Source organism: Thalassospira sp. (assembly GCF_040218635.1).
Classification (GTDB): domain Bacteria; phylum Pseudomonadota; class Alphaproteobacteria; order Rhodospirillales; family Thalassospiraceae; genus Thalassospira.
This window is the reverse complement of the sequence record NZ_JAVJRB010000009.1, coordinates 392,749-419,656: the sequence shown is the minus strand read 5'-3', so window position 1 is coordinate 419,656 and position 26,908 is coordinate 392,749. Positions and strand designations below refer to the sequence as shown.

24 protein-coding genes and 1 tRNA gene are annotated in these 26,908 nt (G+C 53.9%); 12 read left to right on the top strand and 13 right to left on the bottom strand.

The window, feature by feature from the left end:
* Window positions 1-10: 10 nt before the first annotated feature.
* A complete protein-coding gene (rplU, locus tag RIC05_RS09715) occupies window positions 11-322 on the bottom strand; it encodes a 50S ribosomal protein L21 (RefSeq protein ID WP_350041699.1) in 312 nt (103 codons plus the stop codon).
* 370 nt (window positions 323-692) lie between these two features.
* Here rplU and RIC05_RS09710 point away from each other — a divergent pair.
* Window positions 693-782, top strand: a tRNA-Ser gene (locus RIC05_RS09710).
* A 109-nt stretch (window positions 783-891) separates the two neighbouring features.
* Here RIC05_RS09710 and mntR read toward each other — a convergent pair.
* Window positions 892-1,320, bottom strand: coding sequence for a manganese-binding transcriptional regulator MntR (gene mntR / locus RIC05_RS09705; protein WP_350046908.1), 429 nt, complete (start codon window positions 1,318-1,320; stop codon window positions 892-894).
* A 142-nt stretch (window positions 1,321-1,462) separates the two neighbouring features.
* Between mntR and RIC05_RS09700 the strand changes: the two genes are divergently transcribed.
* From RIC05_RS09700 to RIC05_RS09680, 5 genes are all read left to right on the top strand, one after another.
* The gene (locus RIC05_RS09700) at window positions 1,463-2,437 is read left to right on the top strand and encodes a metal ABC transporter solute-binding protein, Zn/Mn family (protein ID WP_350046907.1); all 975 of its coding nucleotides are present in this window, start codon (window positions 1,463-1,465) and stop codon (window positions 2,435-2,437) included.
* A gap of 62 nt (window positions 2,438-2,499) precedes the next feature.
* A complete protein-coding gene (locus RIC05_RS09695) occupies window positions 2,500-3,300 on the top strand; it encodes a metal ABC transporter ATP-binding protein (protein WP_350041972.1) in 801 nt (266 codons plus the stop codon).
* 45 nt (window positions 3,301-3,345) lie between these two features.
* Window positions 3,346-4,566: a metal ABC transporter permease gene (locus RIC05_RS09690; RefSeq protein ID WP_350041973.1), complete on the top strand. Its 1,221-nt coding sequence runs from the start codon at window positions 3,346-3,348 to the stop codon at window positions 4,564-4,566.
* Entirely contained in the window at window positions 4,563-5,513 is a 951-nt protein-coding gene (locus tag RIC05_RS09685) for a metal ABC transporter permease (RefSeq protein ID WP_350046906.1), read from the top strand. The genes RIC05_RS09690 and RIC05_RS09685 overlap by 4 nt, the downstream gene beginning before the upstream one ends.
* A 65-nt stretch (window positions 5,514-5,578) precedes the next feature.
* Entirely contained in the window at window positions 5,579-6,517 is a 939-nt protein-coding gene (locus RIC05_RS09680; RefSeq protein WP_350046905.1) for a hypothetical protein, read from the top strand.
* 13 nt (window positions 6,518-6,530) lie between these two features.
* Here the strand turns inward: RIC05_RS09680 and RIC05_RS09675 are convergent, their stop codons facing one another.
* Window positions 6,531-7,613 (bottom strand): siderophore-interacting protein, encoded by a 1,083-nt coding sequence (locus RIC05_RS09675; protein WP_350046904.1) that lies wholly within the window; start codon window positions 7,611-7,613, stop codon window positions 6,531-6,533.
* Window positions 7,614-7,822: 209 nt separating this feature from the next.
* On the opposite strand from RIC05_RS09675, the gene RIC05_RS09670 reads away from it, so the two are divergent.
* The 4 genes from RIC05_RS09670 to RIC05_RS09655 all read left to right on the top strand — a co-directional run bounded on the left by RIC05_RS09670 (window position 7,823) and on the right by RIC05_RS09655 (window position 12,450).
* Window positions 7,823-8,674 (top strand): N-acetyltransferase, encoded by an 852-nt coding sequence (locus tag RIC05_RS09670; protein WP_350046903.1) that lies wholly within the window; start codon window positions 7,823-7,825, stop codon window positions 8,672-8,674.
* Window positions 8,675-9,102: 428 nt separating this feature from the next.
* On the top strand, window positions 9,103-9,873 hold the full coding sequence (locus RIC05_RS09665; RefSeq protein WP_350046902.1) for a motility protein A: 771 nt from the start codon (window positions 9,103-9,105) through the stop codon (window positions 9,871-9,873).
* A 39-nt stretch (window positions 9,874-9,912) separates the two neighbouring features.
* Window positions 9,913-10,890 (top strand): OmpA family protein, encoded by a 978-nt coding sequence (locus tag RIC05_RS09660; protein WP_350046901.1) that lies wholly within the window; start codon window positions 9,913-9,915, stop codon window positions 10,888-10,890.
* Window positions 10,891-10,950: 60 nt separating this feature from the next.
* Window positions 10,951-12,450: a pentapeptide repeat-containing protein gene (locus tag RIC05_RS09655; RefSeq protein WP_350046900.1), complete on the top strand. Its 1,500-nt coding sequence runs from the start codon at window positions 10,951-10,953 to the stop codon at window positions 12,448-12,450.
* Here the strand turns inward: RIC05_RS09655 and RIC05_RS09650 are convergent.
* From RIC05_RS09650 to RIC05_RS09610, 9 genes are all read right to left on the bottom strand, one after another.
* Entirely contained in the window at window positions 12,447-12,968 is a 522-nt protein-coding gene (locus RIC05_RS09650) for a GNAT family N-acetyltransferase (protein WP_350046899.1), read from the bottom strand. The genes RIC05_RS09655 and RIC05_RS09650 overlap by 4 nt on opposite strands.
* A gap of 8 nt (window positions 12,969-12,976) precedes the next feature.
* Window positions 12,977-14,926 carry a DNA mismatch repair endonuclease MutL gene (mutL, locus tag RIC05_RS09645; RefSeq protein ID WP_350046898.1) on the bottom strand — a complete coding sequence of 650 codons (1,950 nt, stop codon included), beginning with the start codon at window positions 14,924-14,926 and terminating at the stop codon, window positions 12,977-12,979.
* A 127-nt stretch (window positions 14,927-15,053) separates the two neighbouring features.
* On the bottom strand, window positions 15,054-16,385 hold the full coding sequence (locus RIC05_RS09640) for a M16 family metallopeptidase (protein ID WP_350046897.1): 1,332 nt from the start codon (window positions 16,383-16,385) through the stop codon (window positions 15,054-15,056).
* Window position 16,386: 1 nt separating this feature from the next.
* Complete coding sequence (locus tag RIC05_RS09635; protein ID WP_350046896.1) at window positions 16,387-17,811, bottom strand: M16 family metallopeptidase; 1,425 nt, start codon at window positions 17,809-17,811, stop codon at window positions 16,387-16,389.
* A gap of 183 nt (window positions 17,812-17,994) precedes the next feature.
* On the bottom strand, window positions 17,995-18,576 hold the full coding sequence (locus RIC05_RS09630) for a DUF3035 domain-containing protein (protein ID WP_350046895.1): 582 nt from the start codon (window positions 18,574-18,576) through the stop codon (window positions 17,995-17,997).
* 51 nt (window positions 18,577-18,627) lie between these two features.
* Window positions 18,628-19,101, bottom strand: coding sequence for a signal peptidase II (lspA, locus tag RIC05_RS09625; RefSeq protein ID WP_350046894.1), 474 nt, complete (start codon window positions 19,099-19,101; stop codon window positions 18,628-18,630).
* Window positions 19,102-19,170: 69 nt separating this feature from the next.
* Entirely contained in the window at window positions 19,171-22,011 is a 2,841-nt protein-coding gene (gene ileS / locus RIC05_RS09620; protein ID WP_350046893.1) for an isoleucine--tRNA ligase, read from the bottom strand.
* A gap of 114 nt (window positions 22,012-22,125) precedes the next feature.
* Complete coding sequence (locus RIC05_RS09615) at window positions 22,126-23,082, bottom strand: bifunctional riboflavin kinase/FAD synthetase (protein WP_350046892.1); 957 nt, start codon at window positions 23,080-23,082, stop codon at window positions 22,126-22,128.
* Window positions 23,083-23,250: 168 nt separating this feature from the next.
* Complete coding sequence (locus RIC05_RS09610; RefSeq protein ID WP_502989546.1) at window positions 23,251-23,688, bottom strand: MaoC family dehydratase; 438 nt, start codon at window positions 23,686-23,688, stop codon at window positions 23,251-23,253.
* Between the two features lie 261 nt (window positions 23,689-23,949).
* Here RIC05_RS09610 and RIC05_RS09605 point away from each other — a divergent pair, with 261 nt between their 5' ends.
* Window positions 23,950-24,741: a class I SAM-dependent methyltransferase gene (locus RIC05_RS09605; protein ID WP_350046891.1), complete on the top strand. Its 792-nt coding sequence runs from the start codon at window positions 23,950-23,952 to the stop codon at window positions 24,739-24,741.
* 13 nt (window positions 24,742-24,754) lie between these two features.
* On the opposite strand, the gene RIC05_RS09600 is transcribed toward RIC05_RS09605, so the two are convergent.
* On the bottom strand, window positions 24,755-25,546 hold the full coding sequence (locus tag RIC05_RS09600) for a sterol desaturase family protein (protein ID WP_350046890.1): 792 nt from the start codon (window positions 25,544-25,546) through the stop codon (window positions 24,755-24,757).
* A gap of 205 nt (window positions 25,547-25,751) precedes the next feature.
* Here RIC05_RS09600 and RIC05_RS09595 point away from each other — a divergent pair, with 205 nt between their 5' ends.
* On the top strand, window positions 25,752-26,780 hold the full coding sequence (locus RIC05_RS09595; RefSeq protein WP_350046889.1) for a M23 family metallopeptidase: 1,029 nt from the start codon (window positions 25,752-25,754) through the stop codon (window positions 26,778-26,780).
* The last annotated feature ends 128 nt before the right edge of the window (window positions 26,781-26,908 follow it).

The window sequence follows — 26,908 nt, the reverse complement described above, 5'->3', positions numbered from 1 at the left end:
ACCTAATGAATTAGGCTTTGATGTCCTTGATGCGCAGAACAGTCAGGTTCTGGCGATGACCATTTTTACGACGGTAGTTATGCCGACGCTTTTTCTTGAAAACGATCACCTTGTCGCCCTTGGCCTGTTCGAGAACTTCTGCGGTAACAGAAGCACCTTTGAGCAACGGAGCACCGACTTTTGGTGCGCCATCGCCAGCAACCATGAGAACTTCTTCAAGTTTCACAGTGTCACCGGCCTGGGCAGCGATCTTTTCGACTTTGATAACGTCGTTGGCAGCAACTTTATACTGTTTGCCGCCAGTTTTGATGATTGCGTACATCTAAAAGTTCCTGAAAAACATTCTGGAAACACAAACGCGCAGCTCGGTGCCGCTGCTAACAGATACCGAACCGCTGCGAAGAACGGGTCAATTACCGTTTTTGGCTCCGTGAGTCAACTGCAAAGCGATGCAAAGCCCCATATTCACCGCCCGCACCGGCAGATGCATGCCGTGCGTGAACTGCATGGCTTTGACGCGCGCGTATCAACGCATGAGGACAATCTGCGCAAGGCGGCTTCAACCCGTGACAACCGGCAATACCTAATAACAGTGCCCAAAGCGCAAAAGAGTCACGGCTTTTACGATTTCCCTCTTGCAAAAACCCACAAGGACCGTTAAACACCGCGTCGAACGCCAAGACCACACATGCGGAGAGGTGCCGGAGTGGTCGAACGGGGCGGTCTCGAAAACCGTTGTACTAGCAATAGTACCGTGGGTTCGAATCCCACCCTCTCCGCCATTTTCCGTTTCGGACTTTACAGCATATCTTCCAAGCCACGCGTGTTTAGCGCTCCGCTTTGGACAGCAGCCTCAAATTACATCAGCCCGCAATGCATTCAAGCGGCTGATTATGAACCCGCCGCTGCCGCAAACACCCTCAAAGTCTCCTCACTCACATGATGCTCTATCCCTTCCGCGTCGAATTCTGCGGTTTCGGGATCGACACCGATGGAGACGAGGAAGTTATAGACGATCTGGTGGCGTTCGCGACATTTTTTGGCGAGGGTTTCGCCTTTTTCTGTCAGGAAGATCGAGCGGTATGGGCGGGATGTGACAAAACCGTCGCGTTCAAGGCGCTTGATCGTATTGTTGACCGTCGCCGCCGTTACGCCAAAGCGCTCCGCCAGGGCGACAGATCGGGCTTCGCCTTCCTCATTGATTAAATCGCCAATCATTTCAACGTAATCTTCGGTGACTTCGCGGGCGTGTGCGTCACGCAAACGTGCAAAAACTTCTGCCTTGTTATGGCGCGGGTTAAGTGCGGCATCTTCGCCCATCGAACTCTCCAATTTGTATCCCCACAGCCTTCATAACAACTAAGCTTGCAAATAGCAATTTAGCCTTGACTAACTTTAAAAGTCCGCACATAAATAGTGGGTATTCGCTAGAATGATTTCAACTTGCTTTCGGGATGCCCTGATGCGCTTTTCCAACAATGCACGTGCCTTTGCCCTGTCTGCGACCTTGATGGTTTCGGCGTTGTTTTACAATGCCAGCGTGGCGCAGGCCAAACCGCTAAATGTCGTTGCCACAACATCCATGATCGCCGATGCCGCCCGTCAGGTCGCCGGCGACCGGGCAGATGTCACCGCCCTGATGGGCCCGGGGGTTGATCCACATTCCTATCGCCAAACCCGAAGCGACATTGCCGCCATGGCGCGTGCTGATCTTGTTTTGTGGCACGGGCTGTATCTTGAGGCACAGCTTGAAGAATTCTTCCTTGATCTGGCAAAACGCCGCAACGTGGTTGCAGTTGGTGAAGCCATTGATAAGGACAAATTGCTCAGCCATGCGGAATATAACGGTCGCTATGACCCGCATGTCTGGATGGACCCGCAACTTTGGGAATCTGTTGTCTATGCGGTGCGTGATGCGCTGATCAAAACCGATCCGGACGGCGAAGCATCCTATCGCACCAATGCCGATAAGCATGTGGCCGAGATCGATAAGCTGATCGAGTACATGAAGACGGTTGCCGTGACCGTGCCGGAAAAAAGCCGCGTCTTGTTAACCGCCCATGATGCCTTTAGTTATTTTGGCCGTGGCTATGATTTCGATGTGCTGGGCATTCAAGGCATTTCAACAGAATCCGAAGCCGGTCTTCGTCGGGTCGAAGAACTGGTCAACACCATTGTCGATCGCAACATTTCAGCCGTGTTTGTTGAAAGCTCCGTCCCTGAACGTAATGTCCGTGCGTTAATCGAAGGTGCCGGTGCACGGGGGCAGGACGTCGTTATTGGCGGGACGCTGTTTTCCGATGCCATGGGTGAACCGGGCACCTATGAAGGTACTTATATCGGCATGATCGATCATAACGTCACCCTGATCACCCGTGCCTTGGGCGGGGTTGCCCCCGAAGGTGGTTTTCAGGGTAAACTTACTGCTGGCTCCTGATTGATAGACAATACATAAAGACAGCCGACACACGCTACGATCAAGGAAACAAGGAAACCCCCATGAGCAACGCCAAACTGATTGCTGAAGCTGGCAAGATATTGGATGTCGCAGCCAAGGATGCGCCGCTGACCGTGCGGGGGTTAACCGTTTCCTATGGCAACAAGCCGGCTGTTTTTTCCGTTGATGCCTCAATCCCGGCCGGATCAATGACCGCGATCATTGGCCCCAACGGGGCGGGTAAATCGACCTTCCTTAAAGGCGCACTTGGTGTCGTGCCGCGCCTGTCGGGGGAAGTTCGGATTTTCGGAAAACTGTTTTCCGAGGCCCGCGACCGGGTGGCTTACGTTCCACAACGTGCCAGTGTTGACTGGGATTTCCCGGCACGGGTGATTGATGTGGTTCTGATGGGTCTTTATGGATCGGTTGGACTGTTTCGCTTTTGGCGTTCGCGCCACCGCGATCAGGCCATGGAATGTCTGGAGCGTGTAGGCATGGCCGATTTCGCAGACCGGCAGATCGGGCAGCTTTCAGGTGGGCAGCAGCAGCGCGTATTCCTTGCCCGTGCACTGGCTCAGAATGCCGAGTTTTATTTGCTTGATGAGCCCTTTGCCGGTGTTGATGCCGCCACCGAACGCGCCATTGTCGCGGTCCTCAAAGACCTTAAATCCGAAGGCCGCACGGTTGTGTGCGTTCATCATGACCTGTCGACGGTTCCGGAATATTTTGATCGCGTCTTGCTGATCAATGTGCGCCGCATCGCCGAAGGTCCGGTCGAGACGACCTTTACCGCCGAGAACCTTCAGGAAACCTATGGCGGGCGGCTTGCGGCAACCCATATCGACGAATTGCAACTGGCCTGATCGCAGCACGGCAGACTTCCACCGCGGCAAAGCAGAGAATCTGAGATGAGTTTTCTGGATTACTTCATAAGCGCCCTGTTTTTGCAGGCCGGATATAACAGCGCCCTTGTCGCGGTTGGTGCCGGGCTGCTTGGCCTGTCGGCCGGCAGTGCCGGTGCGTTTATTTTCCTGCGCAAACGCGCGCTTGTATCGGATGCCATCAGTCACGCCACCCTGCCCGGTGTTGGGCTTGCCTTTATGATCATGGTGGCCTTTGGCAGTGACGGGCGTTGGTTGCCGGGCCTGATCATTGGATCGGCTGTGTCATCGGCCATCGGTCTGTTGATGGTTGAATGGATCACGCGCAAAACCCGCCTGACCGAAGATGCCGCGATTGGTGCGGTTCTCTCTGTCTTCTTTGGCTTTGGCATTGTTCTGTTGACGATCATCCAGACCATGTCATCAGGGCGTCAGGCCGGGCTTGAGAACTTCCTGCTGGGATCGACAGCGGGCATGTTGATTTCCGAAGCAACGACAATCGCGGTTGCCGGGGCATTGGCCGCCTTGTTTGTCTTTATCTTGCGCCGCCCAATGACCTTGGTGGCATTCGATCCGGAATATGCCGCCACGACCGGCGTCAATGTCCGCAACATTGATCTGGCGATGATGGGACTGGCCCTGATTGTCACCGTGATCGGGCTTAAGATTGTCGGATTGATCCTGATTGTTGCGCTTTTAATCATTCCGCCGGTCACCGCACGGTTCTGGACCAATCAGGTCGGTAAAATGATCGGCATTTCAGCCGTCGTTGGCGGGCTTTCGGGATATATCGGTGCGGTTCTATCTGCCGCCGAGGCATCCATTCCGACCGGACCGATCATTGTTCTGGTCGCCTTTGGCTTTTTCCTGATTTCGGCCCTGTTTTCACCGTTACGTGGCGGATTGGCATCGGCCCTGCGTCATCAGCGGTTCCAGCGCCGTGTCCATCGTCGGCAAGGGTTGCTGTCCCTGTCGCGGCGCGAACCGATCTATGATGGCTTGACCCTTCGTATCCTCCGCCGGTCAGGCATGATCCGGCGCGACGGGGTTGCCACCGCACGGGGTCAGCTTGCCGCCGCCAAGGCGGCCCGTGATGAGGCCCGCTGGGCGATTGCGCGGCGGATGCTGCCCGAAGATTCGGCGATTGAACATTACGATGGCCTGACCCCGATTGAACGCATGATGACATCTGATCAGATCGCCGAGATTGATCGCATGATCATGGACAAGCAAGGAGCCAAAGCATGATCGACGATCTGATCACGGCAATGGGGCCCGAGTTTGTTCAGCTGAGCCTGACCCCGATTATCATTGGTATTCTGGCCGCCGTTGCCTGTGCCCTGCCGGGGAACTTCTTATTGCTGCGCCGTCAGGCCCTGATTGGCGATGCCATCAGCCATGTGGTTTTGCCCGGCATTGTTGCGGCCTTTCTTGTCACTGGCACCATCAGCGCAGTTCCAATGATGCTGGGTGCCGGGGCGGCAGCAATCGTTGCCGTGGTCATGATTGAAATCGTCAAACGGCTTGGCAAGGTTGAACCCGGTGCGGCCATGGGACTGGTTTTCACAACCCTTTTTGCCGCCGGGGTTTTGTTCCTTGAGATCACCGATACCAGTTCGGTGCATATTGATGTTCAGCATGCGTTGCTGGGCAATCTTGAAAGCCTGATCTGGTTTGATGCGCAAGGTTGGGGATCGCTGATTGATCCGGTCGCGCTGTCGACCTTGCCGCCGCAATTGCCGCGTCTGGCGATTGTCCTTGTCGGGATCGGGTTGTTTATCGTGCTGTTCTGGAAAGAACTTAAAATCTCGACCTTTGATATGTCCTTTGCCGAGGCGATTGGCATTCGCACCAAAATCTTAAGCTTTGCATTGGTTGTCACCACGGCGATTGCCGCCGTTGCCGCCTTTGATGCGGTCGGGTCGATCATTGTGATCGCGATGTTTGTCTGCCCACCGGCAAGTGCGCGATTGATGACCAATCAGCTTGGGCGTCAGGTTGGCTGGTCAGTCGCCTTTGCCACCATTTCGGCCATTCTGGGATATGTCTTTGCCGGATATGGTCCGGGCTGGTTTGGGTCACCTTATGCGGTGAGTGCGGCGGGCATGATCGCGACCATTTCGGGCATTATCCTGATCCTGACTTGCGTCTTTGGGCCGGAGCGCAAACGCACGGGCCAACGCGCCGAAGCTTAACACGTGGTCTAAATACCCATTTGTTTTATATCGCGCGTGCCGGTCAGACAGGCCATACTCCGGTCATGATCAATCTTCGCGTACCTTTTTTCTCGCTTTTACTTTCTGTGATGCTGTGCATTACGGGCGGCCAATATTTGCATGCCCAACAATCGGAAAATGTGCAGGTTACAGACCAGCTGGCATCAGAAATCAGTCAGTTGGGCGAAGTTGATTTGTTTGTTTTTGCCGATCGGGCTGCGTTTCTAAGCCGGATGGATCAGACGCTGGGGCTTGAAAACATTCAAAGCCCTGAAACGACCTTTGCCAAACTGCCGCGATCGCCTTTTACTGTCACCGGCCAGCAAAACGGTGCGCAAATCCCGACCTGTCAGATTTTTGTGCCCGCCAATATCACCCCGGAACAGGGCCAAGAAATATTCGCCCAATTGATGCATGGCTGGTTTGGGCAGAAGCTTCGTTATCAAAGCACTGCGGATCTGACCTATCGCTGGCTGATCTATCATGAGGTCCGCCATTGCAAGCCGGATCATTATGGCGGCGATGATACGCAAAACCATCACGACGAGATTGAAGCGGATCTATTTGCGTTTAACGAACTGGCGACACCGGAAAACAAAAGCCAACTGGCATCTGACATCATTGCTTTTCGCATAATCACAGCCACCCTGTTTGCCGACCGTAGCCATATGACAGGGTTGTCGGTGAAATACGCATTGGAAACACCGCAATCGCGCCCGGCACTCTCGGCCAAACAAGAAGTCGCAGCATTTTTAAGCGCCCGGCAGTTGGTAACCAAACAGGCCAAGGACATCGCGGTTGGCATCAACCCGACCAATCTTGAACTGATCCGTGCGATTACGGAACTGCGCGAAGATGCTGAAAACGGCAAGCTTGGCACCAATGACCCGCTGATCATTGAAATCATGATGTCACTTGATAACGCGGTTGTGCAATTTGCCCCGAAACTGCATGGCGCCGTTGCCACGCGACAGGGAAATTAGGGCGCAGTCCCCATCAGCCGCGTTCGGAGTTGCGCCAAAATGTCATGGCCGTGCAGTCATCACGGGCAAGTCCAAGTTCCTTGCGCCAGTAAGTGTGGATAGGTTTATAGTCGCCTTGCTCCACCCCGGCCCAGCAAAAGACTTTGTGGGTATCCTTGGGCACGTCAATTGCGCGGATGGCATCCTGAAGCAGGCTGTCTTTAACTGTATTCCCATTGTTTTGCCCATCGCGGAATAGCCAGGTGACCTTGACCTGACTGTTGGTGGCAATATCAATGACGTCAGCTTCACTGCCGACTTCAATCACGGCATGGCCGATAACGTGATCCGCAAGCGCATTCAAATAGCGCCCGATGGCCGGCAAGGCCGTTTCATCCCCGGCAAACAGGACCCAGTTCGCATCATCTGGCAATGGATTACCCAGCGGACCTGTCATGGCGACAAGATCGCCTTGCTTGGCATGCAGGGCAAAGGATGAGCCTGGACCGTTATCGCCATGGATGACGAAATCAATATCGATCCAACCGGCGTTGGCATCAATATCGCGGATTGTGTAGACACGCTGCTCAACGGTGTCATCGCCACCTGGCCAGACCGGCATGCCATTTTCGGCCAACGTGGGCCATTTCGGATTTTCCTGATCGCGTGGCGGGATCAAAAGCCTTATATGGATACTGTCATTGTCATAAGCATCCAGATCAGCGCCGTGCAACCGCACGCGGCGCAAATGCGGTGAAAGATCGGTCACCGTACCTACCGAAAGTTCGCGGAAATTCGGCAGCTTGCCATTGCTTTTGCCAGCCCCCTTCCATCGGCAATCAAAGTCGGCGTCCGGGGCGGCACCCTGGAGCAGGGATATGATTGCGGCCTTCATCTGCACCACGCCGACTTCTGTCGTAGCACCGACTTCGACATCCAGCCCGTCGGTCGCGCTGGTCAGATGGATATGGCCGATTGAGACCGAAATTCGTGTTGCCCCGTTATCGTCCTGCACGTCGCAGTCATGACTTTTATAATAGTCCACTGCCTGTTTGATCAGTGCGGCACTTTCGGGAAGTGCGATGCGGGTTCTGGCTGTCAGGATCGGTGTTGGCATTGGGGCCCTCGGAAGGATGCGGATGGTTTTAAACCTTGTGCCCGCATTGATAATAAAAATGATAGGCATTCTCAATAATATTTATCAGGAATTTGCCCTCTGCGTGCTAGATGTTGGGCTGAATATCAGACACATGTGACCGAGGCGGGCTTCCCGTCTTTGGCCTCCCCACTTTGATCGACCCTTTTGACGTTAAAAGAGACACTGCCATGGCTGACAAAATCCGACGTTTGAAATCCGATGAGTTCCCACTTGCCGTTGAATGGGCCGCCCTTGAAGGCTGGAATCCCGGCAAGGATGATGCCGATGTGTTTTTCAATACGGACACCGACGGTTTCTGGGGCACTTTTGACAAGCAAGGTATGGCTGCGGTGATTTCGTCAGTGCAGTACAGCTCGGATTTCGGGTTTGTCGGTTTTTACATTTGCCGCAAAGATCGTCGCGGCACGGGTCTTGGCTACAAACTTTGGCAAACAGCATTGGAAAACAGTGTTGGTAAAACCATCGGTCTGGACGGCGTTATCGATCAACAGGATAATTACCGCAAATCCGGCTTTGAGTTTGTCCATCGCAATATCCGTTTCGGCGGCGTTGTTGAGGCCAACAGTCCGGCCCCTGATGATCTTTTCACCCTGCTGATTGATGATATTGCCGTGGTCGATGCGTTTGAGCAGACCTGCAATCTGTTTGCCGAAAGCCGGATAGAGTTCCTGCGCGGCTGGATTGGCAATGAGAACCATACGGCCCTCGCACTTAAAGGCCCGATGGGTCTTCGCGGATATGGTGTTATTCGCCCGTGTGAAGACGGCCACAAAGTCGGCCCGCTGTTTGCGGCGAATAGCGAAGATGCACAGACCCTGTTTTCTGCCCTTTTGCAAAGCCGCAAAGATCAGAGCGGCAAGGTGTATCTTGATGTTCCTGAACCCAATCAGGCGGCCCTTGAGTTGGTCAAGAACCACAAAATGACGGCGGAGTTTGAAACTGCGCGCATGTATAAGGGACCTATTCCGTCGCTTAACCTTGATATGACTTTTGGCATCTCGTCCTTCGAGCTGGGCTAAGACCATTTGCCCGGATAACAGGACCTTATCCTTACGACGGGGTTGAGAAACGTTGATAATTCTGGCAACAAACACATAGGGTTTGAACCCAATTGAATGCTTGAAATGGGTTCTGGCCTAACGTCAAAGGTATAGCGTCGCCTACACCAATGCCTTAGTTTTACAACCTGATGCATCTTTTTGGTCGAACTATTCGAAACCTTAATGCAGGAAGTTGTCATCAGGTGCTGGAAAACAGGCTGCGGAAACCCAATTTTGTGAAGTGTAGTGAAATACATAGTTCCAAATGCAGATTTTAAGACTGTCGCACGTTTTGCGTTTCGCCTTGTGACAACCTGTAGCCCGATCTCCCGCCGCGTGCCGTTTTTGATCTTCGGTCAAACCACGCAAAGCTGACCACGTTTTAACGCCGGATACCAAGAACCAACATGGATATAGCGACACTAATCGGGATTCTCGCCGGATCGGGCGTTATCGTGGGTGCCATTCTTATCGGTGGCAACCTTGGCGCCTTTGTCGATGTTCCTTCTATCATGGTTGTGTTTGGCGGTACGGCGGCGGCAACTTTGATCAAGTTCCCCATGCGCGACGTTATCAAGTCGCTCAAGATCGGGGTCGGCATCGCTTTTAAAAACCCGAAAGAAGATCCGCTTTCGATTTATGAAAAAGCCATCGAGCTTGGTGGACTTGTCCGCAAGAACGGTCTTCTGGGTCTTGAAAGTGTCGAAATCGACAACGAAATCATGGCGCGCGGCATTCGCATGTGTGTGGATGGTCACAGCGGCGAAGTTATTCGAAGCTCGATCTCCAGCGAGGTGGAAAAATCCATCCAGAATGACGAGCTGGGTGAATTGATGTTTCGCGGCATTGGCGATACGGCCCCGGCCTTTGGTATGATCGGGACGTTGGTGGGTCTGGTTCAGATGCTTGCCAACCTGTCTGATCCTGATGCAATTGGTCCGGCCATGGCAATTGCGATGCTGACGACATTCTATGGTGCTGTTCTGGCCAACCTGATTGCCCTTCCGATTGCTGACAAGCTTGCGCTTAAGGTTGATCGTTTAAAGAACACCAAACAGTTGATTATTGAATCGGTTGTTCAAATTCAGGGCAGCCAGAGCCCGATGGTCATGAAAGAAATCCTTGGGCCGTATCTTCCGGGCGGCGTGCCCAAAGATGAAGAAGGCGGCGGAGAGTAACCATGATCGTATCTGTCATTTCGGTCGTGAGCTAAGCCCATGGCAAAGAAACCCGCAGCAGGCGCACCGGCATGGATGGCGACATTCGCTGATCTTATGTCTTTGCTGCTTGTTCTGTTTGTGCTTTTGCTGACATTCGCCGAGATGGATGTCATCCGATACAAACAGATCGCGGGATCGGTCAAAGCGGCATTTGGTTTCTCCAAGGAAGATCAGCTTTCCGGTGTCATTGAACTTGATGGTTCAATCGTCGGAAAATCCCTTAAGGCGCCGACACCTGATAGCCCGCGTGTGGTGTCAGAGATCCCGCAGGCGGAAACGCCCAAGGTCGAAAGTCAGCAATCAGACACCAAGGAACAAAAAGCCGAGGCGTTGGAAGAAACGCTCTCCGCTGTTCTGGAAAATATGGGGATTGAAGATCAGGTCGGGCTGGAACGTATTGACGGCGAAGTTGTCATCAGCTTTCCCAACGAGCTGGCCTTTCCATCCGGTTCATCTGGCATGACCGAAGAATTTGCCGCCGTACTGAACCGTGTCACCCCCGTGATCAACCAGACCGAGGGCGAAGTTCAGGTTGCCGGCCATACCGATAACATTCCGGTATCGTCGTCTTCTCCCTATATATCGAACTGGGATTTGTCTGCCGCACGTGCGACATCGGTTCTGCATTTCATGATTGATCAAAACGGAATCGACCCGACCCGCATGGTCATTCAGGGCTTTGGCGACAGCCGACCAATCACAACCAATGACACCCCGGAAGGCCGTTCCCAAAACCGCCGGGTTGAGATCACCATCGAAATGGTTGAAAGCAACAGCCTGGATGGCGCAGGATCAACCGGTTCCGGCAGTGCTGATGATGGTGCCACCACAAGAGATGAAGCTGGCGCAACCAGCGACGATGCCCCAAATGACGCCGGTGATGCGAAAGGTGCTGACGAAACCGATGTAAACAGCCAAAATGAGGGCGCTGTACCGGACAGACGGCGGACATTCAGCATCCCGAGCGCGCAATAACAGACTGTCCACGCGGTATATCGACCCAAATTGACTGCGAACCGAGGAAAGTCGCGCATCATGGCGATGAACGAAAACAATAAAAAGACGATCCTGTATGCCGATTACAGCGAGCGAAACATGCTTGCCGCCAATTCCGCAATTGAACCGATGGGCTTTGCGCAACTCGTCCATTCCGATGACCGTGAGCGAACAGTTGAACTTGTTCACGAGATTAAGCCCGACCTGATTTTGGTCGGATTGTATCTTGATGGCATGCGCGGCATATCGACCATTCGCGCCATTCGAGATAGTGCATCAAACCATGACAGCCATGCCCGTGATGTACCGGTCCTGCTGGGTGCGCCAAAACTTGACCGCCGCGCCATGCGCGATGCAGTTGATGCCGGGATCGAGGGCGTTTTTCGTCAGCCAATTGATCCCAAAAGGCTGCGCAAGATCATTGAAACCGTTCTGGCGAAACCACGGCGCTTTGTCCTTGAAGAAAACTATTTCGGTCCGGCCCGCCCGGAAGACCTTGCCAAAATGGGGATGTCTTCGCCTGAGTTGGATCAAACTGACGCCACCGACGCATCGGAAAATACGTCTTCTAAGGATCACGAGGCCGCGACGGAAAACCCGGGCCGCCGCCGACGTGATCATATGACCGCGGCACCGTCTGCATCGTCTGCATCGGCGGCACCCTCTGCCCCAACCGCGCGGGCAGCGTCACCGGCACGCCCTGCCCCCACTGCTGCAAGTACGCGAAAGCCAACCCCGGCGGCGTCTGCTGCGCCAAAAGTCGCTCAGAAATCACCGATCAAGGGTGTTGCTGAGAATCTTGATCTGGCTGCCATCAAGCCGCGTTTGAACGGTGCGGGCCAAACATTTGACGATGGTGAATTGGTCGGTGTTCCGACAGCGCGCGCAAAAGACAGCCGGGCGCAAAATATCGAAGCCGTCAAGTCCGCGCGCGAGATTATTGCACCAACGCCGGTCCCTGCCCCCGAAGAGCCCGCCGCCAAACCACAAGAAGAACTTGATACCGACGCAGATGTTGATACCGACGCGCTGGTCGAGATTGATCTGCAAGAAGCCCTGATCAGTCACAAGCTTTGGGTGGATACCGGTGGCAAGGAAGGTGCGGTCATGTCGATTGAACATGCCGATCTTCGCGAAGCCGAACTTGAAGGTATTGACCTTAGCCGCTGTGGATTACCGTTTGCCAGTTTCAAACGAGCCAATTGCAAGGATGCGGTGCTCCGCCGATGTAATCTGATTGCAGCTGATTTTGTCGAAAGCAATCTGGCAAATACCAATCTTGCCGCCAGTCGCCTTGCCGGGGCGCGGTTCAACGATGCGATGCTGCGCAATACTGTTTTTCTTGGTTCTGACCTGTCCAACGCAAGTTTTCGGGGACAGCAGCTGGTGAATTGTGATCTCAGCGGGACCAATCTTGCCGGGACGGATTTTCGCGATGCCGATCTTTCAGGAACACGCGGCCTGTTTGCCGAACAAATCCAGCGTGCCCGTGTGAACGCCAATACCCGCCTGCCGCACGGTCTGAAACTCCGCGATTAATCAGCAATCTGATCGCGCAGCATATGCAAGCTGGGAAAGGTGAAGTCCGGGGCAAATGGGGCGTCGAAATTCCCGATCACGCGAAATCCACATGTTTCGTAAAACCGTCGGGCCGAAAGCGTTGAGTAGCATTCAAAGCGCCTGACATTTTCACGCTTTCTGGCATCCACAAGACAGCGGTTAAACAGCATGGCCCCGATCCCCTTGCGGGCATGATCGGGATCAACGGCAAAATGCCTTACATGGGCCAGGCCTGTTTGGACATCCTTATCAACGCTGCCCGGCCGCGTGGCCGTCCAGCCGCCTGCACCAATGACATCCCCCGTAATGTTCTTTGCCAGATAATATGTGCCCGATGCCAAAAGATCCGGGTTGGCGTGGGATAGAAACGGCATGGCGCGGTTCAGGATTTCGGGGGCATAGTCATCAACCAGCAGCCTTGAATAAGAACGTTCAAACAATGCGCTGACCGCATCTGCATCATCAAGTGTCGCAATATGCAGGGTGATGTCGTCCATCGCTGTTCCTATCGGCGGCCAAACATCTTTTCGATGTCATGGAGTTTAAGCTCGACATAGGTCGGGCGGCCATGATTGCACTGGCCGGAATGCGGGGTTGCTTCCATCTGGCGCAGCAATGCATTCATCTCATCGGCATTCAGTTTCCGCCCGGATCGAACCGATCCATGGCAGGCCATGGTTGCGCAGACATACATCAGCCGATCTTTTAGCGCCATGCCCTGCCCCAATTCGGCAATTTCATCGGCCATGTCACGAATAAGCGATGCGACATCGACCTTCCCCAGCATGGCCGGCACTTCGCGGACAACAATCGCCCCCGGACCAAACGGTTCAATCACCAAGCCCAATTCAGCGAATTCATCGGCGCGATCGCCAATGCGATCCGCCGATGCTTCGTCAAGTTCGACCACTTCGGGCAACAGCAAACCTTGGCGTTTGACACCACTTTGCGCAAGATCGGCCTTCATGCGTTCATAGACAATGCGTTCATGGGCGGCATGCTGATCAACAATCACCAGACCATCACGGGTCTGGGCAATGATGTAATTGGCATGCACCTGACCACGCGCAGCACCGAGCGGATGATCAACAAATTTGGCATCATCGGTCATGTCAATGCGCGCCGACGGGGCAGCGGCATCATAGCCGCCCGACAGGGCCGCAGCCGCGGCGGCAGCAAACCCGCCATCGCCAGCAGTGCCAGATGGAGTTCCGCCAAACTCACGCCCGCGATCAAACAACCCGCCATATCCCGCCTGCGACCCACCGGGGGCCTGTGCTGCGTAATTGCGTTCGATTGCCGCGTGGCTTGGCGTATTTGGCTGATACTGGCCGATGTTAAAACCGCTGCCGCCGCCCGACCGCGACCCTCCGCCATAAGGCAAAGACGGTCCTTCGCCTTCGCGGCGCACAGCACCCAGCGCCATATCGGCAACCGTGGTTGATGCCCGGTGCCCCGCACCAGCCAAGGCATGCTTTAGCGCGCCGACAATCAGGCCCCGGACCATGCCCGGATCGCGGAAGCGGACTTCGGTTTTGCCGGGATGGACGTTGACATCGACATCGCGCGGGGAGAGTTCAAAGAACAGGGCGAGTAACGGATGACGGTCCCGGGCAAGGAAATCCTGATAGGCCCCACGCACCGCCCCTTGCAACAACCGGTCTTTGACCGGACGGCCATTGACGAACAGGAACTGCATCTGCGCATTGCCACGGTTAAGTGTCGGAACCCCGGCATAGCCGGTCAGGCGAATGCCTTCGCGTTCGGCTTCGATCTGCAGGGCGTTTTCCTGAAATTCCCGGCCCATAACAGCACCAAGGCGTTTCAGCCGCGCGTCAAAGAAATCCCCTTCGCAGGCCGGATAGTTCAGGATTGATTTGTTGTTATCGCCCGTCAGGGTAAAACCGACATCAGGCCGCGCCATCGCCAGACGGTCCATGATTTCACGGGCATACATCTGCTCGGTCCGTGCGGTTTTTAAAAACTTCAACCGGGCCGGTGTCGCATAGAAAAGATCGCGCACTTCAACCCGGGTGCCATGGGGGTGTGCTGCCGGTTCGGGCTCACCCTTGGTCCCGCCTTCGATCAGCAGGGTCCAGGCATTTTCCGCACCGCGTACCCGACTGGTCAGGCGCATGCGTGAAACCGACCCGATGGATGGCAATGCTTCCCCGCGAAAGCCCATGAAACCGATGTTAAACAGATCGCCATCAGGCAGTTTGGAGGTCGCATGACGTTCAACCGCCAGCGAGAGTTCTTCGGGTGTCATGCCCTTACCGTCATCGGTAATCGATAGCAATGTCCGCCCACCGTCTCGCAGATTGACATCGACCCTGGTGGCCCTGGCATCAAGGGCGTTTTCCACCAGTTCCTTAAGCGCAGCCGCAGGCCGTTCAACCACCTCACCGGCGGCAATCTGATTGATCAGGTTCTGGGGCAGGACGCGCAGGGTCATGAAGGCAATGCTCGCGATATTCTAGATGTTGATCTTGATTGGCATGAACCTATCAAAGCACAAAGCGCGGCGAAATGTCTTTCACCGCGCTTTGGAAGATTTAAATCCGATTGGATCAAAAGCCCGCTTAAAAGGCCAGATCACCTTCAGGCTTGCCAACCACTGTCACCGTGACATTGGCCGGGTCCATCAGATCAGACGCCACCCGATTGACATCCTCAAGCGTGACCGCGTCAACCAGACTGTTGCGACGATCAAGGAAGTCCATACCAAGGTCTTCTTTTTGCATCCCGACCAGCATGCCAGACAAATTGCCTAGACTGGTAAAGCGCAACGGAAACGCCCCGGTCAGATAGGATTTGGCGTTATCGAGTTCATCCTTTGATACGCCCGTCTCCTTCATCTTTGTCCATTCAGTACTGATCAGTGACAGGCTTTGACCAATCGCGTCATTGCGGGTCGCAACGCCACCCATCATCATTTCGGCATGATCAAGATCGGCAAGGTAGCTATAGACGCCATAAGCAAGACCACGCTTTTCACGGACTTCTTCGGTCAGGCGTGATGAGAATCCGCCGCCGCCCAAGATGTAATTCATCACATAGGCGGCATAGAAATCAGGATCCGTGCGTTTAATACCTTTCTGGCCCCAGATCGCCTGACTTTGTGGAATGTCTTGTTCGACCACATCAATGGCACCGAATGTCGGTGTGATGTCGGCAATCGCTGGAAGCTCGCTTTTGTCTGGCAGGCTTCCAAATGCTTCATCCAACAAGGGACCGAGTTCTTTGGCCGAAATATCGCCTGCAACACCGACAATCAGATTGTCTTTGGCAAAGGCGTTGCGGGTGAAGCTTCGAAAATCATTGGCATTTAAGCCAGCGACCGTTTCAAAGGTGCCTGAAACCGGTCGGGCATAAGGATGATCACCAAAGATCGACTTAAAGAAGGTCCGGCTGGCGATATCGCCCGGATCGTTTTCCGCCCGTTTAAGGCCCGAGACGATCTGTGATCTGATGCGTTCAATTGCCTCGTCATCAAAACGCGGTTCTGACAATGCCAAGCGCAAAAGATCAATCGCGGTATCGCGTTCACGGGTAAGGGTCGTCAGCGATCCGGAAAAGTCATCGCGTCCGGCATCAAAGGACAGGCTGATTGATCTGTTTTCCATTTCACTACGGAAGGCCTGGCTGTCCATTTCGCCAGCACCTTCGTCGATCAGGCCCGATACCATATTGGCAAGACCAAGCTTGCCATCAGGATCGGTTGCCGCACCGGCACCGGTAAAGGCAATGTCCATGGTCATAAGCGGGTTCATATGATCTTCGATCAACCATGCCCGAATACCACCATCCGAGATGACTTCCTGTACTTCGACGGCTTGGGCTGAATTGATCAAACCCACGGTGGCAAAGGAAGCAACGGCAATCCCGGCGATATGTTTTACAAGATGGTTCATATCAATGTACTCCTGCGCCGGTATCAATTGGCAAAGCCGGACCGCTTCCCGAGACAGGCCCGTCTTTGGGCGGCATCAGCCAACCGGTGACCGATTGCTTGTCATTAAAGACGCGCTTGGCGGCTTCGTTGACCTGATCGACCGTGACAGCAGTTACCCGGTCTGGCCAGCTTTCGACCTGTTCGACCGTTAAGCCAACCGCAAGGGATTTACCCAAAACGCGTGCGCCAGCCGATAGGGAATCACGGGCAAAGACCGCACTATCAAGCAGCTTTTGCTTGGCGCGGGCCAATTCATCCTCGGTCACGCCATTGGCAATGATATCGTCAATCTGGGCATCGACCGCCTTTTCAAGATCGGCCAGTTCGACATCATCGCGCGGCACCGCATAGACGCCGAAGCTTGCCAGATCGACCGTGACGGGATCGTAGAACGTTCCGACACTTGATGCGATCGACTGATCAACGACCAAGGATTTAAACAACCGGCTGGTGGTGCCTGATCCAATGATCTCGCTCAGCACGTCAAGCGGGACGGCGTCCGCGGCATTTTCGCTGTGATAGGACGGGGCAAGATAATAGCGCGACATCGATGCCTGTCCAACACGCGGATCATGCATGGTGACCTTACGCGGGGCGTGCTGAACCGGTTCTTTGACCCGATTGCGGGTAAGAACATCACCGCGCGGAATGACGCCGTAATATTTTTCGGCCAAGGGCATCAATTCATCCATCGTGATATCACCGGCAACAACCAGAATGGCGTTATTGGGCGCATACCATTTGCGATAGAAATCGAGCGCGTCTTCGGTCGAAAGCTGTTCCATTTCGTTCAGCCAGCCAATGATCGAACGACCATAAGGATGGGCCATATAAAGCGATGCCCGCATCTGTTCGCCCAAAAGCGCACCCGGATTATTGTCGATCCGGGATCGACGTTCTTCAATGATCACGTCACGTTCGGGCAGAACAACTTCGTCGGACAGTTCAAGATTGGTCATCCTGTCGGCTTCCATCTTCATCACAAGATCAAGCCGATCAGCTGCGATGTTCTGGAAGTAACCGGTATAGTCCCAGCTGGTAAACGCGTTATCATTGCCGCCATTGCGCGCAACGATCTTGGAAAACTCGCCCGGTGCAACATCGTTCGTCCCCTTGAACATCAGATGTTCAAGAAAATGGGCAATGCCCGAAACACCCTGTGCTTCATCGGCCGAGCCCACCTTGTACCAGACCATATGTGACACGACCGGTGCCCGGTGGTTTTCCACCAGCACGACCTGCATGCCGTTATCCAGGGTTGCTGTCTGCGGGCTGAAAACAGCCGCATGGGACAGGTTGGGGATCAATGACAGCATGACGGTCGCCAACAAGGCGGCAACGGCACGGTCGCGCATCGACAAAACGGAAAGTCCAGGAATTCTCATTACGTCATCCCATTCCAAATCAGGCATGGTTGCTTGCTTTGATGTCCTTGCCACACCGGCGTCTTTTGACATCGCACAGGAATTTCTTAAGAACCGAATATGACAGAACAAGGGCGCGGAATTTCCGCGCCCTTGTCTGATGTCTTTAAACTGGTGTGCGTTCCATAACGCCAGACGGTTCGCCTAGAAGATATCTTCCAGCCAACCTTTCTGTTTGCGTTCGATCACGGGGGTTTCCCCACCGCCCGAAACGCTGTCACCAAGGGCCTGCTGATCACGGATACGCTTTGCTTCAGCCGTTGGATCAACAACCGAATTCACGTCCTGCTTTTCCTGCCAGAACAGCAGATCATCAACGACGCTTTTGCTTTCATTGATGAAGATCGAGGTTTCACGATCAACGGTATTGCGAATTTGCGGATCGGCATATTGCGCGCCCGATTGCGACAGCAAGGCAACCTGACCTTTGCTGCGCGTTCCTTCGGTAATATCGCGTTTGACCGCGTTCGGGTCATCGCCAACCAGAATGCGGCGGGCCTGATCGGTGGTCGATCCGGTCTGAGGACGCGGCGCACCGGGTTCTGGAACACGCATGGTGAAATCAGGCGGCAAGCTGAGCGGTGCGCGTGACACGACCTGGAATTCATCCGGGGCCTGTTTGTTCAGGCCAAAGGTTTCACGTGTTGATTCACAACCGGAAACGCCCAGCGCAAGTCCGCCAAGCACCACAATTTTCAAAAGATTGGTCGTTTGTTTCCGGGCCATTTTATGCCTCTTTACCACTCCAGAACCGGGAGAGAGTACCCCGGCCCAAATTCATCTGGTAGATTTTTTACCGCCAAAAAGAGAATCGATCAAGAGCAGCGCCGCCCCAACCGTAATCGCACTATCGGCAATATTGAATACCGGCCAGTGATATCCGGCAATATGCAGATCAATGAAGTCGGTCACAGCCCCGTGGCGCAACCGGTCAACAAGGTTACCAATCGCCCCGCCAACAATCAATGCCAGTGCGATCCTGAGCAACCCGTCACGGGTTCGCCACATCCAGACCCCAAAGCCAATCGTGATCACGGCGGTAACCGCAATCATGATCCAAGGTGCCTGGCCCTGGAACAAACCGAACGAAACACCCGGATTCCACGCCAGCACAAAATTCATGAACGACGTGACTTCAATCACACGAAATGGATTGGACAGGCCATCAATGGCAAGCGTTTTGGTCCACTGGTCGGCACCAAACACAATCGCAATGATGACCAGACCAAAGACAAAGGCACGATGTTTCATCAATACTCTTTCTGACTTGCCGGCATCCGGCCCGCCCGAGGGCAGGCCGATCCCGAAACCACATCCGGTTTATTCGGTTGCAGTAATTCCCATTTCATCAACAGCATCTGCGCAACGGTTACAGATGGTCTTGTGTGCTGCGTGACTGCCGACTTCCGGCAATGTCTGCCAGCAACGTTCGCATTTCTCGCCATCTGCCAATCCCGGCACAACGCCAACACCTGCAACATCATCAAGGGTATAGGCACCTTCCGGTGCATCGCCCGTGATCAGTTCGATGTCAGATGTAATGGCGATTTCGGCAAGATTAAGGCCGTTAAGCGCTTCGACATATTCTGCTGCTGCATAGACCTTTGGGGCGGCATCCAGACTTGCGCCGATGCGTTTTTCCGCACGTTCAAGTTCAAGTGCCCCCGTCACAACACGGCGCAGCTTGCGGATTTTCGCCCATTTGGCAGCAAGAACATCATCTTTCCAGCCATCGGAAACCGTATTGAAGGTTTCCGAATGAACCGAGCTGTCTGCACCATAGCGGGCACGCCAAGCTTCATCGGCAGTAAAGCACAGAACCGGTGCCAACCAGCGCACAAGGCTATCAAATACCCGGTCCATCACAGTACGTGCGGCACGGCGGCGCAGGCTGCTTGGCGCGTCGCAATAGAGCGCATCCTTGCGGATATCAAGATAGAAGGCCGACATATCAAGCGCACAGAAGTTGTGCAGTTCGATAAACATGCTGTGGAAGTCGAAATCGGCCGTTGTCTTGCGCACAACATCGTCAAGATTGCTGAGACGATGCAAAACCCAGCGTTCCAGTTCAGGAAGCGCGTCATCGGCAAGTTTTTCTTCGTCACTGAAATCGGCAAGGTTGCCAAGCAGGAAACGCAGCGTGTTGCGCAAACGGCGATAGATATCGGAATGGCGCTGAATGATTTCATGGCTGATGCGCAGATCATCATGATAGTCCGAGCTGACCACCCACAAACGCAGGATATCGGCACCCAGTTTGTCGACGATGTCATTTGGCGCAATCACATTGCCAAGCGACTTGGACATTTTACGGCCATTGCCATCAAGGACAAAGCCATGGGTCAGGACGGCTTCATACGGAGCACGGCCGCGTGTGCCACAGGATTCAAGAAGGGAGCTGTGGAACCAGCCGCGATGCTGATCGGATCCTTCAAGATAGAGATCAGCCGGCCATTTCAGGTCCTGACGTTCTTCAAGAACGAAGGCATGGGTGGATCCGGAATCAAACCAGACGTCAAGAACGTCTGTTACCTGTTCGAAATCATTGGCGTCATATTTGTCACCAAGGAAATACTGCGCATCGCGTACGAACCATGCGTCTGCGCCTTCTTCGCAGAAGGCTTCATAGACGCGGTCCAGAACTTCCTGATCGCGGAGCGGCTGACGGGTATTTTTATCGATAAACACCGTGATCGGCACACCCCATGCGCGCTGGCGCGATACGCACCAGTCAGGACGGTTAGCGATCATGGAATGCAGACGGTTACGGCCTGCTTCCGGGACGAAACGGGTTTCATCAATGGCCTTAAGCGCCTTTTCACGCAGGTCATTATCCTGCATGGAAATGAACCACTGCGGGGTAGTGCGATAAATAACCGGTGCCTTTGATCGCCACGAGCACGGATAGGAGTGCTTCAACCGGCCACGCGACAGCAAGGCGCCAACTTCGATCAGTTTGGCGATGACTGCTTCGTTGGCATCGGCTTCTTTGCCGTTCTCATCATAAATACGTTTGCCGGCAAACAGCGGCACGGTCGGGTAATAGGCACCATCGCCATCGACCATTTCGGGAATTTCCAGACCATATTTCAAACCGGTCTGGTAATCGTCCGGGCCGTGGGTTGGTGCGGTATGGACAAAGCCGGTACCGGTTTCGGTCGTGACATAGTCAGCCGCCAGAAGCGGTACATCAAAATCATACCCCTGACCACGCAGCGGGTGGGCAGAAAGCGTGCCTTCAAGGTCAGACCCTTTAAAAGTGCCAACAACTTTATGTCCGGTGACCCGGCCGTTTTTACACATATCTTCGAGAAGGTCGGTACAGACCGCCATCTTCTCGCCGACGGTGGCCCATGCTTCTTCGGCGGTTTCGGTGACTTCGATCACCGCATATTCGATATCGTCGCCATAGGAAATTGCACGGTTGCCCGGAATGGTCCAAGGGGTCGTGGTCCAGATGACGATGGTTGCGTCTTTCAGGACATCAACCTTGGTTTCAGTCACCGGGAAACGCACAAAGATCGTTTTGGACGTATGGTCGTGATATTCGACTTCGGCTTCTGCAAGGGCGGTCTTTTCAACCACGGACCACATGACCGGTTTGGAGCCCATATAGAGCGAACCGTTCATCAGGAACTTGCCAAGTTCACGGGCAATAGAGGCTTCCGCCTTGAAATCCATGGTGACATAGGGATTGTCCCAGTCGCCCATCACGCCAAGACGTTTGAATTCTTCACGCTGGATATCAAGCCATTTCTGGGCGAACTCGCGGCATTCCTTACGGAATTCAGCGATTGGAACATCGTCCTTGTTTTTGCCTTTGGCACGGTATTGCTCTTCGATCTTCCATTCAATCGGAAGGCCGTGGCAATCCCAACCCGGAACGTAAACAGCGTTCTTACCCAGCATCTGCTGGGAACGGGTGATGACGTCCTTGAGGATTTTGTTCAGCGCATGACCAATATGCAGATGGCCGTTGGCATAGGGCGGGCCATCATGGAGAACAAACATTTCACGATCTGCCGAAATACCGCGAATTTTGCCGTAGAGATCCTCGGTTTTCCACTGCTCAAGCAGGGTTGGCTCCATCTTTGGCAAACCCGCCCGCATCGGGAAATCGGTTTGGGGCAGGATAACGGTTTTCTTGTATTCGACACTCATCGTGACGGTCCTGTGGTCTTGAACAAATTAATTAAGGGCGAGCCCCGGTGATACCACCTGATCTTGGCGTAACCCCAAAAAGGCGCGCGGATCATAGCGGGTTCGTCGATAAATTCAAATCTTGCCGAGAATCTCTTTGGCAGCAATGACATCGGAGGCGATCTGCGCCTTTAATGCATCAAGCCCGTCGAACTTCTGTTCGCCGCGGATAAAGCCGTGCAAACGCACGCGAACCCGGCGATCATAGATGTCCTGATCAAAGTCAAACAGATGGGCTTCAAGCCCGGCTTCATCATCGCCGCCGAAGCTTGGCCGGACACCAATATTGGCGACTCCGCGCACCCAGCATTCAACAGTTTCACCATCCGCTTCGGAAATCAGGCCCAGCTCGATGGCATAAACACCAAATTTCGGACGTAAATGATCCCCCAGGGCAACATTGGCGGTTGGAAAACCGATTGTCCGCCCACGTGCATCACCATGGGCAATCGTTCCGGCAATTTCCCACGGGCGCCCGAGAAGGTGGGCGGCATCCTGTGGGCGACCATCACGCAAGGCCTGACGAATGGCGGTTGATGAATAAATGATCCCGTTATCATGGGTAACGGCCTCGACCGCCGTTACGCCAAAACCGGATTTCTCACCAAGGGCACGCAAAAGATCGACATTCCCTGCCCGGCCTTTGCCAAAACAAAAATCCCAGCCAACAACAACATGTTTGGCGCCAAGGCCTTTGACCAAAACACGCTCGATAAATTCTTCGGCGGTCATGGCGGCAAAATCGCGGTTGAAATCGGCCTGATAGAAAAGGTCGATATCAATGCTGAGTGCTGCCGTTTCACGGTCTTGGGCAGAGGTCAGGCGAAAGGGCGGATCGTCGGCACGAAACAGCATGCGTGGATGCGGTTCAAACGTCAGGATCGCAAGCGGCACCCCAAGATCGCGGGCAATTTTACGTGCCTGATCCAGAAGCGTTTGATGCCCCAGATGCAAACCGTCAAAATTGCCGATCGCCACAACGGCGCCACGCGCATCATCGGTCAGGTTTTCAAAAGAACGGAAAACGCGCATTCGCGCCGGTCTCTCTTTGCTGCTTGGGTCCATGTCAGCCGACAGCTCGTCGGCAAATCCAGCACGCAGCTATAAAGGGCGCAGGCCCAAAGCGTAAAGACTTTTCCATTAAAAAAGCACGCAACGCCATGCATGGCTGCCCCACCGATATGTGCGATCAGCAATCGATCAGCCGCGTGATGGCACCATCACCATTGCTTCGCCCGAAATCACGCAGCGATCCCCGACATAGCAATTGGTTTCAAGGATGGCGCGTTTTTTGACCGGGGTCAGTTCGCGAACAACCACCTTGGCCGTTACGGTATCGCCAATACGTACAGGTGCCTTGAATTGCAGGTTCTGCGAAAGATAGATCGTCCCCGGACCGGGTAAACGGGTGCCCAAAACGGTGGAAATGAAACCGGCCGACAGCATGCCATGGGCAATCCGGCCTTCGAACATCGTGGTTTCGGCATAGTCCTGATTAAGGTGTACCGGGTTGGTATCCCCGGACAACCCGGCAAACATCACAATGTCTGTTTCGGTTACTGTCTTGCCGTAGCTTGCCGATAGACCGATTTCAAGATCTTCGAAATACAGTCCTTTCAGTCCATTCATCTCACTCATTTCTTAGAATTTCCTTGCCTGTCATGGTCAGGGTCGACCAACGCATTTTCGCGCTTATGGTTAATTTTGCATCGCAGCAATTGTAATTTTATTGCGCAAATTTCAAATTGAGCAATCCCTATTTCGTCGAATAGGCGCAATACACAGGCTTGAAATTGATGAAATCAACGACATATCAATGACTTGGCAAACAGGTCAAAAGACCTGAAAAATATGAAAAAGGCCAGTTTGACGGCCACAGGATCAAGGAAACCCTGCCAGATGAATGCGACAATCGCTGACACCTATGAAATTGCGATGGGCCGATGGAGCCGCCGTTTGTCACGCAGCTTCCTTGATTATGTTGCTGCCCCGTCTTGCGGTTCTTTGGTTGATGTTGGTTGCGGCACAGGCAGCCTGACACTTGCCGCGGCCACCCGCTATCCCAAGGCAGATATTGTCGGCATTGATTTGATACCCGATTACCTGACAGATGCGCTGCGCAGTTCCGCCCCCAATGTGCGGTTCGAAACGGGCGATGCATCGGCATTGCCCTTTGCCGATGACAGCTTTGATACGGCCTTTTCCCAATTGTTGCTCAATGATCTGGACGGGCCTGCTGGTGCGGTGGGGGAAATGGTCCGTGTAACCCGTGCCAATGGTACGATTGCCGCAACGGTGTGGGATCGTGTTGGCGGGTTGACCTTTATCCGGCTGTTTCTGGATGTTGCCGCCATTGTCGCCGGAGCGGACGGCGAAGACTTGCGCGCACAGGTTTTTGATGTGCCCTATCAGAACGAAGATGCATTGTTTGATTTATGGTCGGAAGCCGGACTGGAAGCGGTCGATACCACAACCATCGCTGTTCGAATGGACTTCATTGATTTCGATGATTACTGGCAAGCATTGATGGGGGCACATAGTTTGATCCGGGTGTTTTACGCCAATCAACCGGCCGACCTTGCCCATGAAATTCAACAGGCGACCAGACGTGCCTATCTGGGTGGAAAGCCCGATGGTCGCCGGTCGCTCGTGGCATCGGCTCTTGCCGTGCGCGGGGTGGTATCACCTTGATTACGGCTTCTGATTACGGCTGGCGAAATGGCAGCCATAAAATGCCAAGCAGGCTTTGGCTGTTTTTATCGCGGAATTCTTCCAGCCCGATTTGCATATCGTGATCATTGTTCTGTGTATGGTCGACATAGCTGACGAACAGGCGATCCCAAACTGAGAGGATATTTCCATAATTGCTGTTGGTTTCGCCCATCACACTTGAATGATGGACCCGGTGCATATCCGGGGTGACGATGAGGAACCGCAAAGTACGGTCAAGCGCCTTGGGCAGATGCACATTGCCATGGTTAAACAGGGCAAAGCCGCTGAGCATGCTTTCATAAATCACCACCGCCCACGGATCAGCGCCAATCAGCAAAACGAAGAATGACTTATAAAGCGCGGATGCAACGATTTCGAAGGGGTGAAACCGAACCGCGGTCGACACATCAAATTCGGTATCGCAATGGTGCACCCGGTGAAAGCGCCAAAGCAGCGGCACCATATGGGTCAGGCGATGCTGCCAATAAATCACGCAATCCAGAACAATGATCGTGATCAGTCCGCCAAGAATGGCAGGCAGTCCGACCAGATTAATCGCCCCAAACCCGTTTTGCTTTGCCCAGATGGCGGTTGCGATCATCGCTGCCCCGACGGTAAAGCGCGCCACGGCCGCACTGATCAACAGAATCCCGAAATTGGTCAACCACCGCATGGGACGGCGGACAACTTCCTTGGGCCGGTAAGGGGCGATGGCTTCCCAAAGCGCCATAACCGCCAAAATGGCGGCAAAGATGCTTAGTCGAAGTAAACCACTTTGATCCATTGAACCGGTCCTGTGCTGATCGGAATATCAAAAACGCGCGATACTTTTGGTGTTTGATCACCCTGCCCGATTGAACTGATAGCGGATAATCATACGTTCAAACAATATCTTGCTCGTCGCGGATACATCACCATTATGTTAGATAGTTAGGAATTCAGGGTGAAACACACCTTTCCTGTCATTTGATTTCGACCAAGGAGGCCGCATGCCACATCCATCAGGACGTTTACGGACATTTGCCCTCAGCGTGTTCGCAACCCTGTCCTTTGGCGGCATGGCGCAGGCCGATGGTCCCCCGTTTGATCTTCCGGTCGATTGCCTGAACGGTGTTTGCGACATTGTGCATTATGTCGATCATGATGCCGGTCCTGAAATTCGTGATTTCGCCTGTGGCACCACCACCTATGACGGGCATCGCGGCACGGATTTTTCCGTTCCCGATGAAGCCACGATGCTTGAAGGCATATCGGTGCGTGCGATTGCCGGTGGCACGGTCGCGGCCCTGCGCGAAGGCGTTGAAGATATTGATTCTGGCCGCCTGGACAAAGGCAACCTTGAAGGCATTGAATGCGGCAACGGTATTCTGATTGACCATGATGACGGCTGGCAGAGCCAGTATTGCCATCTGCGTCGCGGATCCATCGCACTTAAAAAAGGTGACCGTGTCAGCCGTGGTCAATTGATTGCCGAGATTGGCATGTCCGGTCAGGCAACCTTCCCGCATCTGCATTTCAATCTGCGCAAGGATGATCAACTTGTTGATCCCTTCAGCGGTTCGGCCATGGGGGCAAGCAACCAAGGCGATTGCAGTGTGGATAATGCGGTTTTGTGGTCATCAAGTGCGCGCGCGCAACTGACCTATAATGACATTACGCTTTACGGGCACGGCTTTTCGATGGCACGTCCGAACGCATCGGATCTTAAGCGCGGATATGGCAAAGAGCCCGAATTGCCAAATACGGCACCGGGACTTTATTTCTGGGCCTATCTGATTGGCGCAAATGATGGTGATGTCATCCGCATGAGCCTGCAAACCCCGACCGGCAAAGGCGGGCATCGTGACTTTGTCATTGATCTGCCCAACGATCAGGGACCACGGGCAAAATGGTTCTTTATCAATATGGATCGCCCGGGTGATGTTTGGCCCGCAGGCATGTATCATGGTGAAGTTACTTTTACCCGTGGCGGAAAAGCCCCCCGTCAAATTGGCAAAAGCGATCTGACAATCCGGTGACGGATGACAATCGAGCTTTTCATACCCATATTATTTTGACCAGTTCGGGCTTTGAAGTTCGCTCCGAGAAACCGCATAGACAGGCAAGCCTATCTACTGGTGATTGTGTCGGTCGGATGTGCTTTTGC